This is a genomic window from Sinanaerobacter chloroacetimidivorans (assembly GCF_018128545.1).
Classification (GTDB): domain Bacteria; phylum Bacillota; class Clostridia; order Peptostreptococcales; family Anaerovoracaceae; genus Sinanaerobacter; species Sinanaerobacter chloroacetimidivorans.
Genome location: NZ_JAGSND010000001.1, coordinates 111,699 through 124,701, shown reverse-complemented (window position 1 = coordinate 124,701; position 13,003 = coordinate 111,699). Strand labels below are relative to the sequence as shown.

Annotated in this window: 14 protein-coding genes; 2 read left to right on the top strand and 12 right to left on the bottom strand. The window is 38.0% G+C overall.

What is annotated here, in order from left to right:
• Positions 1–56 precede the first annotated feature (56 nt).
• From KCX82_RS00630 to KCX82_RS00585, 10 genes are all read right to left on the bottom strand, one after another.
• Positions 57–1,088, bottom strand: coding sequence for a DUF6382 domain-containing protein (locus tag KCX82_RS00630; RefSeq protein WP_227016504.1), 1,032 nt, complete (start codon positions 1,086–1,088; stop codon positions 57–59).
• 10 nt (positions 1,089–1,098) lie between these two features.
• Positions 1,099–1,827 carry a hypothetical protein gene (locus KCX82_RS00625; RefSeq protein ID WP_227016503.1) on the bottom strand — a complete coding sequence of 243 codons (729 nt, stop codon included), beginning with the start codon at positions 1,825–1,827 and terminating at the stop codon, positions 1,099–1,101.
• A gap of 16 nt (positions 1,828–1,843) precedes the next feature.
• The gene (locus KCX82_RS00620) at positions 1,844–3,106 is read right to left on the bottom strand and encodes a DUF5702 domain-containing protein (protein WP_227016502.1); all 1,263 of its coding nucleotides are present in this window, start codon (positions 3,104–3,106) and stop codon (positions 1,844–1,846) included.
• Positions 3,090–3,491, bottom strand: coding sequence for a TadE family protein (locus KCX82_RS00615; protein ID WP_227016501.1), 402 nt, complete (start codon positions 3,489–3,491; stop codon positions 3,090–3,092). Before KCX82_RS00615 ends, KCX82_RS00620 begins: the two co-directional genes overlap by 17 nt.
• Positions 3,492–3,496: 5 nt before the next feature.
• Positions 3,497–3,658, bottom strand: coding sequence for a Flp1 family type IVb pilin (locus KCX82_RS00610; RefSeq protein WP_227016500.1), 162 nt, complete (start codon positions 3,656–3,658; stop codon positions 3,497–3,499).
• A 28-nt stretch (positions 3,659–3,686) separates the two neighbouring features.
• Complete coding sequence (locus KCX82_RS00605; RefSeq protein ID WP_227016499.1) at positions 3,687–5,081, bottom strand: immunoglobulin-like domain-containing protein; 1,395 nt, start codon at positions 5,079–5,081, stop codon at positions 3,687–3,689.
• An 18-nt stretch (positions 5,082–5,099) separates the two neighbouring features.
• A complete protein-coding gene (locus tag KCX82_RS00600) occupies positions 5,100–5,882 on the bottom strand; it encodes a type II secretion system F family protein (protein ID WP_227016498.1) in 783 nt (260 codons plus the stop codon).
• Positions 5,879–7,111, bottom strand: a complete 1,233-nt coding sequence (locus KCX82_RS00595; RefSeq protein WP_227016497.1) for a CpaF family protein — start codon at positions 7,109–7,111, stop codon at positions 5,879–5,881. Before KCX82_RS00595 ends, KCX82_RS00600 begins: the two co-directional genes overlap by 4 nt.
• A gap of 217 nt (positions 7,112–7,328) precedes the next feature.
• The gene (locus KCX82_RS00590; RefSeq protein ID WP_227016496.1) at positions 7,329–8,480 is read right to left on the bottom strand and encodes a P-loop NTPase family protein; all 1,152 of its coding nucleotides are present in this window, start codon (positions 8,478–8,480) and stop codon (positions 7,329–7,331) included.
• A gap of 115 nt (positions 8,481–8,595) precedes the next feature.
• The gene (locus KCX82_RS00585; RefSeq protein WP_227016495.1) at positions 8,596–9,342 is read right to left on the bottom strand and encodes a ClpP family protease; all 747 of its coding nucleotides are present in this window, start codon (positions 9,340–9,342) and stop codon (positions 8,596–8,598) included.
• Positions 9,343–9,459: 117 nt separating this feature from the next.
• On the opposite strand from KCX82_RS00585, the gene KCX82_RS00580 reads away from it, so the two are divergent.
• Complete coding sequence (locus KCX82_RS00580; RefSeq protein ID WP_227016494.1) at positions 9,460–9,702, top strand: YlmC/YmxH family sporulation protein; 243 nt, start codon at positions 9,460–9,462, stop codon at positions 9,700–9,702.
• Positions 9,703–9,829: 127 nt separating this feature from the next.
• Positions 9,830–10,966 (top strand): trans-sulfuration enzyme family protein, encoded by a 1,137-nt coding sequence (locus tag KCX82_RS00575; RefSeq protein WP_227016493.1) that lies wholly within the window; start codon positions 9,830–9,832, stop codon positions 10,964–10,966.
• 106 nt (positions 10,967–11,072) lie between these two features.
• On the opposite strand, the gene KCX82_RS00570 is transcribed toward KCX82_RS00575, so the two are convergent.
• Together KCX82_RS00570 and KCX82_RS00565 are read right to left on the bottom strand one after the other, a co-directional pair.
• Positions 11,073–11,936 carry an AraC family transcriptional regulator gene (locus KCX82_RS00570; RefSeq protein WP_227016492.1) on the bottom strand — a complete coding sequence of 288 codons (864 nt, stop codon included), beginning with the start codon at positions 11,934–11,936 and terminating at the stop codon, positions 11,073–11,075.
• A gap of 59 nt (positions 11,937–11,995) precedes the next feature.
• Positions 11,996–12,637, bottom strand: a complete 642-nt coding sequence (locus tag KCX82_RS00565; protein WP_227016491.1) for a helix-turn-helix domain-containing protein — start codon at positions 12,635–12,637, stop codon at positions 11,996–11,998.
• Positions 12,638–13,003: the final 366 nt, after the last annotated feature.

Below are 13,003 nucleotides of genomic sequence, written 5' to 3'. Positions count from 1 at the left end.
TCTGCAAAATATCTCATACTAACATCGTAAACTAGCCGAGCAAATTGCTCGGCTTTTTATTTTGAAAATACAAGTTTTTTTCTATCCTTCTTTTCTGATTTATCTGCTGTTTGGATACTCCTTACCAGCCACAAATCAACTCCTGTTGTAATTGCTGAAAATCCATAAAAATCCACTGTATCAAGCAACCCCGACAGATATATCCCTGACAGTATGATAAAAATTACAACTTGAATCAAGATTAATTTACTCTTATTTTTTCCAAGCCTGGAGCCCTCCGTATTCTTTTTCTGTATGGAAGATGAATTTGATTCCTTCCATTCCTCGGTTGACTCTACCGGTTCATCCTTGCGAAATACGTCATTTGTCCATTCTATGTATCCGGATTCCCTTTGAATCATCCCTATTATCCGCAGCATTCCGTCCAGCCCGGGGTTACTGTCGTAAATTCTTTCCTTCATAATTGAAAAATGGCTTCCCAGAGTTTCCTCACCATACAATGCTTCCATATTTTCAATCAGTCCTACGATTCTGCTTTGGAATGGATTCTGGCCGGTAAGCGATGGAATAAATGCAAAGGCCACTTCCCTGGTCTTTAGGTTCACAAAAATTGTTTCTGTAAGCAGCGGGATTCTATCTGTACTAAGCAAATACAGTTCTGCTCCTTTCAGGCTTCTCAAGAGATTGGCAATAATTTTAATGGAATCCTCTACATAAAGATGCTTGTCCCTTGCCGGAATTTTATTTTTAAACCTGCAAACATATTCCTCAACAGTCAGGTATCCTGTGAAATCGTAATAGACCTGATCAAAGCCATCCACTTGCAGCATATTGACAGGCAAAATATAAGGACAGCTGTGCAGCATCAACATTTTCTTTTCAAACTCCAATAATCCACTTTGTCCTTTTTCCAGACAAAATCTTCTTTTCCCTAAAATTTCTTCAATTTTACACGTGATATTCCCAATAGCGATAAATTCCCCGCTCCCGCTTGAAGTCGTCTTTGGCTCTTCAGTTTCAGGATCATTCTCCCTATCGAAATGATGAGATCGAATATTAACGTAATCTCTTTCCAGGTGTCTTTCCATTCCTTCTCCTTTAATTCCCGCCGCATTTGAGACAAGGGGTATATCCTCTCTCAATTGCTTCTTCTTTTTCGATTGATATAACGTATCTGTCGACCACCGGGCAGCTGCCTCTATGATAAACTTCTCCTGATTTTATAAAGCAGTAAACAAAATTACCATTCTTTATTTCCGAAGGCTTACAAATGCTGCAAGGTTTGTATTGACTCCTTACCTTCCCAGACAAAAGCATTTCTCTTGGATCTGCAGAAATATAGGTGCAGTCTTCGCCATGGTATCGTCCTCCGGCTCTTGGAAAAATCCAAACAAGCTGGGAGTCGGTTTCCTTTTCCATATCTTCGAAGGGCATAGGTTCCCAATCTTCTTCGGCCCCAATAAAACCTCTGAAGACAAGCTTCTCATAAATCGGTAAATCGTTGTAAAATGTTATGGGGAGTCTGATATCAACCTGATAGTTAAGATCAACCGAGATCATACCGGCAGCTCCGCTGATATTGTACAGATATTGATAATTGTCTATGTCTATATTCTTCACATCAATGGGATTTTCCCCATAGATTCTATTTGCCAGTCTCGATTTAAAAAATGGGTCAATGGGATAAAAAGAAGCTTCCGCACTCAGCCTTTTTGCTTCGTCAGTAAAGGCGTGCATAACGGCTTCCTGAACGGTTACCAGCTTGATGAGATATGCAAAGGTTAAAACACCGATAAGAAAAATAGGAAGTATAATGGCTGCTTCCACAGCAATAAAACCTCTTTTAGAATTTTTGACGAAATGCATATTTTCTGCCCTGAACAAAAGCTTCAAATTGTAATCCTCCATAATAATTTCTCAGATCAAACTCTTCTCCGTAATTCCCTTTCATATTCAGCTGTATCAAATCCAAGCATCGCAGGAGTTTTATTTCTCGATTCAGAAAGTATAAAAATACTCTGATATAATCTTCATAATCCATTCCGTTCATTTGCTCAGGCTCAACCGCAGAACCATTGCCGATGCCGGAGAGAATGCTTTGAAAATCCAAAGACCAATTGACACTGGTCTTTATCAGGGCAACTTTCTTTCCTTGTTCAAGGAGTCTTGCATCATTCTCGGCTTCAGCACCTGCCCAGGCCGTTGCAAGCAATAGTTGAGTTGCGACAGCTTCCGGCCCGGGTGTCATCACGGAAGCTAGTGCCAGAACCTCTTCTCTTTTGGCTGGATCTGCATATATATGTGTCAAGTTCAAAGCAGTTCGCATTATCACCAGATTATTTCTGACATGTTTATAGTTTTCTTCATCATTCCATTTTCCTGTCAGTATGTACTCCACCTCATGACGGAAAAAAGTTTTTCTTTCTTCTAGTGAATTCTTTCTTTGGTGTAAAAACTGATCTAAAATGTATTCATTTACATAGAAGCATTCAAGACTCGAGTCCTTTATTTCCTGTAATGTAGGAATTCCTTCATCCAGAAGCTTGTTAATATCCAGATTACCTCCTTGATATCCATTGGAGGGCAAGCTCCCGATAATTTTTTGATTTCTTAAAATGGTTTGGGGAGTACTCTGTGATTGGCTTTCTGACAGGTTTGTTTCCTTGCCCGGCAGTACTTTTTGAATGATTCTGTATTTCATAAAGTCCAGTATCTGCTCTTCAAACACATCAACATTTATCAGTGAATAGTCTTTTAAATCAACTTTTACATCCTGTAAATCTAGTTTCAGTAAATCGATATATTTTTTATTTTTTATAAATTCTTCAACTTTATTGGTATGAAAACTGCTTTTAGCATAGTATTCCAATTTCTTTTCAACCTGGCTTTCTTCTGCTTTTACCGCAAAAACTCCATATTCCTCAAACAGTCTTCTATCATATTCCGATAAAATTGATTTTCCTGCCAATTCAAAAATAGCGTCGACATAACTCCTGGCCGCTGCTTTTGATGCAGCATGCAGATAAACGCCGATTACAGCCAGCATGGATGCCAGAAACAGGGAAAGCAGAACCGTAGTTGATCCTCGCTTATTTAGAAATTTCAAACTGCAAAACCTCCTTTCCTATGGCAATTTTTCTGACAAGATCCGCTTCATCAATTACATAGGATTGCCCCTTCTCTGTTCTGGAAACTTTGTTGTTGAACAGGCTGCTGGTTCTGTAATTTCTTTTCTCTTCCATGGAGATAATAGTCCGTAATCCAATTTTACTTTCTTCCATATCATATACATTTACTTCGTTTTCTCGGCAGACTGTTTCAGATCGTTTTCCGGCTTCCTGCCTCAGGGCTATATGGAGATTTGATTGCAGGGACAGTGCGGAATACAATCCGATTACAATGTAAAGTACTGCCATGACTCCGGCGATCACCAAGGGGAAAATCATACTGGCTTCAACCAACGCAGCGCCTTTTTTCGTTTTTAGTTTCATTTGTCTCAGAACCCGCTGTTCATAAGATTATCAAAGGTTGCAGAGATAAATTCACCTATTTTATCTTTGAATATCAATCCAAGTCCTATGGCGATTGCTACTAAGATAGCAACTTGGACCATTTCCATGCCTTTTTTGTTGTTCTGTATAAACTTCTTTTTTGTCATTTTAATTCCTCCGTTCTTTTTCAGTCCCTTACATTTCGTTTAATGCCGGTGCAATCGTTATCATAATTAATACCAACAGGAGAATCACTAAAGGAAATGTCAGTTTTGTCTCTACGATCCGGCCTTTTTCCTCAGCCCTTTTTTTTCGGCTCAGCCAAAGGAGTTCTCCCTCACTTTCCAGTTTTTCTGACAAAGCACTCCCTTTATTCAAATTGTCAGCTATCATCGCAGTTATACGAACCAATTCTCTTACTCCCGATCTTTGTGAATAATCTTTTAGTTCTTTCATAATAGAAGTATTCGTTTGACTGACACGCTTATTCATTTCACAAAGTTCTCTGAATAAAACCCTTGTATTCTTATTCTTTTTTGTGCCTTCCATTTTCATTTGATATTTCTCATAATCTTTAGCAATTTTTTCAAGAGCACTGCTTACCACAAGTCCGGCATTTAAAAGCAGGACCAACTTGTTTATAAACTCAGGCAGGTCGGCAAGAATAGAGTCTTTTATTTGTTTCAGTTCTTTATCTAAGGGATCATACCTTTTCATAAAAACGATGATCATAGCAATGAAGCATGCGGCTATTAAGAATGTGATATCACCAAAATCAGAAGTCTCCCATCGGACTTTAATCCCGTCTCCAAGAGTATCCGGAAGTGTCATGTCACCGGCCCCTGAGCTTTGATTTAACTGTTTAATCTTTTCATTCAGTATGGTAATCAAATTTTTTTCATAGTCTTTTCTGGTTGCTCCTTTACCCACCTCCAAGGCTATGATTTTCTCTTCCGTCTGTTCGCCGAGAGATAACACGGCATGAAGATATACCGTCTCGCCATTCTTCGCTTTCGTTAGGTTCACTTCACCTTTGCTGCTGATAATCTCCGGTTTCTCTGATTCCCAAAGTATTTTAATTCCTGAAGCCGTATCCTCAGTTAGTAATTTTAAAGGCTTTGAAATATGATGAGGATCCTTGTTTTCTCCTAGAATCATATCGGAAAGCTTTTCCTTGAAGTCCAGCAGAGCTTGCCTTTTTTCTGCTTCTGTCAATTGCGCAGGGAGTGTTTTTAATACAATATCCTGATCAATTTTATATTCTCCATAGGTGACATAAGCTTTAGCAGGTGTAGAATACCCCATTTCCCCATATGCCGGTCTTTTCAGAACAGATAAATCACTTTTTGAGCAAAAGGCATTGATCATCAGTGCAATCAGACAGATCATAAAAATCAAAAGTATAAGCAGATATTTTCGCAGTAAATCTAATTTTTTCTGATATACCAACTCATTACAGTCTTTATCACCATGCTGCATTTTCAGCTTTTGCTCTATGATTGCAGCGGATCCCGTAAGTGAATCGGGCAATATGGGAAGAAGCCTCTTGGCAGCTTTGTTGAGAAGTATTGATAGCTCATTCAGTCTCATAACTCGCCTCCTGCATACTTAGACCTGGATTTTTATAATCCTCATACTCCATAAATAGGATGCTGCAATTCCGATTAATGCAAGTGTCATCAGAAATCTTCCCTGTATCCCCTGATACAGGACTGCCAAATAATCCGGGGAAACAATTTTCAAAAATATAACGATTGCAATGGGTATACAAGTCAAGATCTTAATTTCAAAACGTTTTTGAGCCGTTAATGTACGGATTTCCTGATCAATAGTGATTTTGTCCATAATCATTTCGGAAGCTTTCCTGATAACTTTTACAAAATCACCGCCGGTTTTTCTGCAGGTTAAATAAATATCCACAAAATTGATGATGTCATCCAGACCGCTTCTTTTTGCAAAATCTTCAAGGATATCTTCCTCAGATTCCCTGCTTTGAAATATCCGCTTTACCATCTGAGACAGTTCTGTTACGATGACAGCATTCTCCCGATAGATTAGCTTCATATTCTGTTCGGCTTCAGATAAAGCTTCCGGCATCTGCCGGCCGGAAGATATGGAAGCGGAAAGTGAATATAAGACATCTCGAAACTGCATGTTTAACTCCATTTTCCGTTTTTCCATAAGATAGCTGCTGTAGAGTTTGAGTCCGGGATAGGATAATCCTGCGAAAGCCAGGGATAAAAAGATGTTTTGGTAAAATAAGAATGCCAAGGCCATTGATCCGGTACCGCATAATAATAGGAATCGTCTTTTTTCCTTAGCTGACAGTTGGTAAACATTATAGGAATATGGTACGGTTACCGGGATTTCTCTTTCATTCTGATCAATCACATCGCAGCTCCTTTTAACTCTAGTTTTATTGTATTTTGCAATCGGTTACCTGTAGGCATAAGAATCCCGAAGGATGTTCCATCTTCCTTTTTGCTGTTAATTTTATATTTATATAAGGGATTCAGTATTATTTTGCCATCTACATATCCTTCGATTTCTGTTATTTCCAGTACCTTGCGGCTTTTGTCCGGCAGCCGGCCCAGATGCACAATGATATCGATCGCCTCTGCAATTTGGCTCCTTATTGCATCCAAAGGAAAATCCGCTGCCTGAAGAAACATGGATTCCATCCTGGAAAGCATTCCTTCCGGCGAATTCCCGTGACCCGTAGACAAAGAACCGTCATGGCCTGTATTCATGGCTTGTATCATGTCCAGAACCTCCCCTCCCCTTACTTCACCAATGATAATTCTATTTGGCCTCATTCGAAGCGACGTTTTGATCAATTGTCTTACGTTTACCTCTCCCTTCCCTTGAACATTTGCATTCTTGCATTCCATTCTGACGATATTATCAATTCCGGAGATCTGAAGTTCAGCTGAATCCTCAATGACAATCACTCGCTCATCCTTAGGAATAAACTCGGATAGTACATTAAGAAAGGTTGTTTTTCCGGAGCTGGTTCCTCCTGAAATAAAGATATTGTAGCCCGAAGACACCAGCTTTTTCAAAAACTCTGCAGCCTCCAGTGTCAACGTTTCTTTTTGCAGCAGTTCTTTCATGGTTATCCTTTGTTCGGGGAATCGTCGGATGGTCAAAATAGGACCATTTAGGGCTATGTTTTTATACACTGCATTGACTCTGGATCCATCGTCAAGTCTGGCGTCTACTATAGGATTTAACTCGTTGATCTCTCTATGTACTTTTGCAGCGATTCTTCTTATGATTTCCTCCAGCTCTTCTGCCGTTTCAAAACAAATATCCAGCTTTTCCATATGTCCGTGTCTTTCAACAAATATACTTTCAGTACCATTGACCATAATTTCGCTGATTTCTTTATCCTCGGCATAAGGCTGCAATAGGTCTAAATCCTTTCTTGTTGAATTAAAAATACTGTTAATCACTTCTCCTTTTACCTTATAGGAATAGAGATCTGTCCTGTTGTCATGGAGCACAAAATCTTCTATCAACGCGAGAACTTCGCAATCGCTCAACTGTTCTTTTTTATTATTGATTACCGCTCTTACTCCATCCGTTATTTCTTTTATTGTGCTGAATTCTCCTTTCATTTCTTCCCTCCGCAATCTTTTTTCAATGTCGAAATGTAAATTATTTCCTTTTATCTTATTTTAACTATATTTCCTTTTATTTACAATTAATTTCAATCGACATCTTTCGACACAAACAAAAAGACCTTTCTTCAATTGATATTTCAATTCAAGTAAGGTCCTAGGCAATGTGCCCCTGCTCATTCATATAGAGTTTCTCATTTAAATAAGGCAAATATTATTTTTTCAGCAATAACAGCTGGCCCAAAACAATATCTGCAATCTTTTTAATCCCTAATCCAAAGACTTGATGAATACTGACATCCATATAACCATCATGGAAGAAAAAACTCTGGCTGTCATTTTCGATTCGTACCAGATCGGTGGCCGTTTCATTTTCATCGCCTTCCTTTAGATTGCCTTCATCTTTATAAGCTTCACCTTCTGTTACATTGATTTTGTTTTTTACACGAATCATCTTCCCGAGAAGCTCCTGATCCATATTTGACATACTATTTAAAAAATGTTTCATTTTACAAGCTGATGACGAAGTGGCATCTTCTATTAGAACAAAACTGCTGCAAAGCTCAAACAGATAGAAGGATTTTTCGGAGATATGCCTTCCCAGGTCCAAAATCAATAAATCAAATTGGTTGCTATTGATAACAAATTTAATAAGATAGGATAAATCTTCTATATTGAGCCGGCCAAGCTCATTCAGTCCTCTCGAAGAATAAAAAAAAGCAAGACCGTATTCATCTGTGAAAGTAAAGCTTTCTAAAATACTGCAGAGCATTTCATCTTTTTTCTCCAGCAGATAATACAGATAATCACTAAGGCTATGTTTGGAAAACTCTTCTTTTATGTAAAGCTGTGTGTCAGGTAATTCGTCAAAGGTCAGATACAGAACTTTTTTATCATGGTATCTTGCCAATTCTCTGCCGGTGCTGATAGAAATAACCGTATTCCCGGCACCGCCGGATACACTGTAAAATCCGATAACATCAGTCACATGATTCGACTTGATCAAATCTTTTTTACCTGTAACTGCGCCATACAGAAAAAATAATTCCTTTGCAAATTCGCTTACTCTCTCATATTTGTAAATCTTTAACCCATTTTTCCAATCTGCTGCTTTCAGCTGCTCCTCAAAGCTGGGGGACATTTGATCCGCCAGCTTTATCACGATGGATTTTTCAACATGGAAGGTATTTATGAAATCTAACTCATAGCCGCCAAGTAGAATAAAATCAAAGGCATTTTCTTTTATCTCCGTGATCTTTTCCGGTTTTTCAACAATAACCTGGAACTCTCTATGTAGGTTGGAGATGGCTTTGCCCAAAGCAATGCCATACTCCCAGTCCTTGTCCAAAATAAATAATCTAATCATCTTGCAAATTCCCTTTAACATAATCGTTGGATTTTTGATATTTTACTATAATAGTTGTATTTAATATTAGATTAACATTTTTGTATATAATTTACAATTATTGTAATTCGACAAATTATGACTTTTCGTTTTCTTTAATTAAGCTTTTCAATTTGGCCAATGCTTTATTTAAACCGCCTATTTCATCAATCAACCCAATATCTACAGCTTCATGACCAAATAGAATAGTACCGATATCAGCCGCCATATTTTGTGTTGAATTCATTAAATCAACGATCTGTTCTCTGCTGGAATTTGAAGTTCTGATAATAAAGTCTATGACTCTATCCTGCATTTTTCTAAAATAATCATAGGTTGGCTCTGCTCCGATTACCAATCCCGTCATACGAATCGGATGTAATGTCATGGTAGCACTTTCAGCAATAAAGGAGTAATTGCTTGCAGTCGCCAGGGGAATACCAATACTGTGGCCACCGCCTAATACTAAGGAAACGGTTGGTTTTGAAAGTGTGGTAATCAGCTCTGCAATAGCCAAACCTGCCTCTACATCACCTCCAACAGTATTCAAAATTGTTAATAAACCTTTGATATTATCATTTTCTTCCACTGCTACCAATTGAGGAATAATATTTTCATATTTTGTGGTTTTATTCTGAGGAGGCAGAACCATATGCCCTTCAATATTTCCAATGATGGTTAAATATTGGATGTTGCTTTGAAAATTAAAGGCGCTGTTGATAGCTCCAAAATTGTCGATATTCTGCTTCGCTTCAGAGTCAATATCTTTATCGTTTTCATTATCATTTTCGTTTTTATTCGGCTGATCTTTTTCAGGCTTTTCCGGTTCATTTTTCTTTTCCATATTCATATATCATTTTCCTTTCCTTGTAATAAAAATAGTTTTTCCAAAATATATTTTTTTATTATGTAGGAAATATCGCCGCTGTAACAATGCGATATCGATAAAGGAGTGATTTATTTGAGATTAAGTGATTTAGGCGACAAAGAAATTGTGAATCTTTCCAATGGAAGCAGACATGGTCAGCTAGCCAATGCAGAGCTTTTATTCGAAGAAAGGAATGGCAAAATCAAAGCAATTCTGGTTCCTGATTATCACGGGAAAATGAGCTTTTTAGGAGGAAAAGATTTTATTCAATTGCCCTGGAGTGCAATACGAAAAATTGGAGAAGATATTATTATATTCGAAGTACAGGATCTATAATTTGATATCCTAATTTTTCTTCAGAATTTCCGTGCGGATCATGATTTTCATTGACTTTAGATCCTTATTCGGTTAGTATATAAAACATACAATTACGATAGGATATCCATGAATAAGGAGGGAAACTATGGTGAATATCAGAACACTTTGCATACATGGAAATGAAGATAAGAGGGATCTTACAGGTTCAGTCAGCGTTCCAATCTATCAATCCGCTACTTTTGCACATCCGTCGGTTGGCGAAACAACCGGTTATGACTACTCACGCAGACAAAATCCTACAAGAGAGCATCTTGAAAAAACAGTCGCCGCATTAGAATCCGGAACTGATGCCATTGCGTTTTCTTCCGGTATGGCTGCCATCAGCGGATTAATGGAAATATTCACGCCGGGAGACCATATTATCGCATCTTCCGATTTATACGGCGGTTCGATCCGGCTTTTTCAACAGGTTAATACTAAAAATGGCTTACGTTTTAATTTTGCAGATACCACGAGCCTTGACCAAATCGAGGCTCTTATCTGTAAGGAAACAAAGGCCATATTCATCGAGACCCCTACCAATCCAACGATGAGAGTGACTGATATCAGTGCCCTTTCACGTATAGCGAGATCAAGAAATATCCTTCTTATTGTTGACAATACTTTTTTAACACCGTATTTTCAGCAGCCCCTTTTATTGGGTGCGGATATTGTAATGCACAGCGGTACGAAATATCTTTGCGGGCATAACGATACTCTGGCTGGTTTTCTTGTTGTATCTGATGCTGACTTGGCTGCAAAACTTCGCCATATTTTAATGAGCCTGGGCTCCGGTCTATCCCCTTTTGACAGCTGGCTTTTGATCAGAGGAATTAAAACCCTGTCTATCCGAATGGAAAAGCAGCAGGAAAATGCTATGGCTATCGCCCAATGGCTGCAGGGTCATGAAAAAGTAAAGAAAGTATATTATGTCGGTCTTCCAGACCATCCCGGTTTTGAAATATCAAAAAGGCAATCAAAAGGATTCGGCTCCATGATTTCGTTTTCCGTTGACAGTGAAGAAACGGCAAAACGGATCTTGGAAAAAGTGAATTTAATCCTGTATGCGGAAAGTCTCGGAGGAGTAGAAACCTTGATCACCTACCCGATGCTGCAGACTCATGCCGATCTTTCCCAGGAAGAGAGAGACGCCAAAGAAATCAATGAGACCATGCTGCGACTGTCCGTCGGTCTTGAATATGCAGACGATTTGATTGAAGACCTGGAACAGGCCTTTGAGTAGAGTCATCACAGCAAGTTTACAATAATAATAGGGTATTGCCTCTTGGAATCTCCAAAGACAATACCCTTGCTTTTTATAAGCAGAATGTTTTGTGTATTTTTAGTTTTTATTTCTTCCGAACAGGAATCCAAACTTCACTATAAGCGTAATCTTTTTTGTCTTTATCCATTTTAGTAAAAGAAAAAGAAGGGGCATTGATTACTTCATAATTGGAAGAGGGAAGCCATTCTGAATATGTTTTTGCCATTGTTTCTTGTAATGTAGAAGGGAATGGTCCTTCATTTGGAAATATTGCCCAAGTATAGGCTTCGACTGGAACTTTTTCTAACAGATCACTTACTTGATTTTCAGTCGTTAAAATACCTATCAAGTGAGTTAAATCTCCTTCTTCTTTTAAGAAATTAGCGTCAGCCTCATAAGAAGCATTGACAATTTCATAAGGTTCAATATTTTGAAGAGAATGCATTTCTTCTTTTTGTTCGTCCGTTATGCTTTTTGCAAGCTTTACAATCTCGTTATTAACACCTTCAAATTGCATAGGGACACGTTTACTTACACCGACTAAATTAAACGCTGGTTTGTCTTCAATTCTAAATTCCATAGATATTCCTCCCTTTATGGTTATTATGAATGAAAGTTTGGGAAACGATTTACTTATGCCTTTTTTTATTACATCCGAGGGTAAAAACCCACTCCATTTTTTAAATGCTCGAGTAAAGCCGTCCATTGACTGATAACCATATTTAAAAGCAACATCCGTTACTTTTTCTCCATATAATAAATCCTTATTTGCTTCCGACAATTTTCTGTTTTTAATATATTCACTAAGGGTTAACCCTGAAAGATAAAAAAATATCTTTCTAAAATGATAGTCAGAAACTCCAGCATATTCAGAAATTGTTTCAAGAGATATATCATCAGTTAAATGCTCTTCAATATAGTCAATCACATGATTTAATTCGTTTAACATGATCTCCCTCCTTTCATATCTACATAATACCAAAGCTACTTTTACGATGCTCGACTTTTTTAACACAAAAAATATCGAATTGCTATATAAAAAGAAATCGTAGGCGATGACAACCAATCCACATAGACATCTCCAGAGAAGATAGTTCTTGAGAAGTCATTACGCCTAAGCTTAATGGCACATTTTTTTCCTGCGAACAATTTGTAGAGATTATCGCCATTTTTCAAATCGAAGGTTTCTACCGTACCAAAAGCTGTCGCTTTTTTCTCGCTTATCCTCGCTTCCGATATTGCTTGGATATCAGAGATTTTTATTACTCCCTTTTTTCTTACCCTCTTTTTCCCATTCAATTCAAAAACAACATAATCATCATTCATAGCGGTAATCGCGGCCAAAGGGATTGCCCCCAAACCTCTATCATGCAACAAAAGCGATACCCATTTCCCTAAATACGGTTGATATGGATTAGAAATTGCTTGTCGGCTTGGCACTGACTGGCTTGCAATTTCATCTCTCAACAGATAATCTAAATCCACATCTAATACACGGCAAAGCACCAGCAATTTTTCTGTTTCGGGATAGCCCTGCCCCAATTCCCACTTAGAAACCGACTGCCGTGTGATACTGCATTTTTCCGCCAATTGCTCTTGGGAAAGACCGCTTGATTTCCGAAGTTCATACAGCTTTTCGCCAAAGGTCATTTCATCAACTCCTTAATAGTTTTGTAAGAATAGAATATATGCACAGCGTTCTTTTTTCTACCAATCCAGCATTGCACTTTCGCAACTTCAACGTGCATTTCAACAAAATAGTGGGGTATATCCTATATTATATCAAACTGGATTAAATTATAATTTAAATTCTGAACCACTGAAAATAAACATTTCTCATATAAAAATAGGGTGCTGACAGTCAAAATTTTATCTGTCAATACCCTATTTATGTGATATTAATATTCTCTTAACTCATTACGTCGCAAGGCTTTCACGTCGTGTATCCTACACTCTACGCAAAGCTTATTTTGCCTTCAACGCAGCCTGAGCCGCGGCAATCAAATAGGACCAATC

Coding starts and splice junctions, on each gene's coding strand:
- KCX82_RS00615 (WP_227016501.1), bottom strand. CDS start 3,491: ATGAAACTAAAAACGAAAAAAGGCGCTGCGTTGGTTGAAGCCAGTATG.
- KCX82_RS00590 (WP_227016496.1), bottom strand. CDS start 8,480: ATGATTAGATTATTTATTTTGGACAAGGACTGGGAGTATGGCATTGCT.
- KCX82_RS00570 (WP_227016492.1), bottom strand. CDS start 11,936: ATGTTAAACGAATTAAATCATGTGATTGACTATATTGAAGAGCATTTA.
- KCX82_RS00575 (WP_227016493.1), top strand. CDS start 9,830: ATGGTGAATATCAGAACACTTTGCATACATGGAAATGAAGATAAGAGG.
- KCX82_RS00595 (WP_227016497.1), bottom strand. CDS start 7,111: ATGAAAGGAGAATTCAGCACAATAAAAGAAATAACGGATGGAGTAAGA.
- KCX82_RS00605 (WP_227016499.1), bottom strand. CDS start 5,081: ATGAGACTGAATGAGCTATCAATACTTCTCAACAAAGCTGCCAAGAGG.
- KCX82_RS00630 (WP_227016504.1), bottom strand. CDS start 1,088: ATGGAAAGACACCTGGAAAGAGATTACGTTAATATTCGATCTCATCAT.
- KCX82_RS00610 (WP_227016500.1), bottom strand. CDS start 3,658: ATGACAAAAAAGAAGTTTATACAGAACAACAAAAAAGGCATGGAAATG.
- KCX82_RS00585 (WP_227016495.1), bottom strand. CDS start 9,342: ATGGAAAAGAAAAATGAACCGGAAAAGCCTGAAAAAGATCAGCCGAAT.
- KCX82_RS00565 (WP_227016491.1), bottom strand. CDS start 12,637: ATGACCTTTGGCGAAAAGCTGTATGAACTTCGGAAATCAAGCGGTCTT.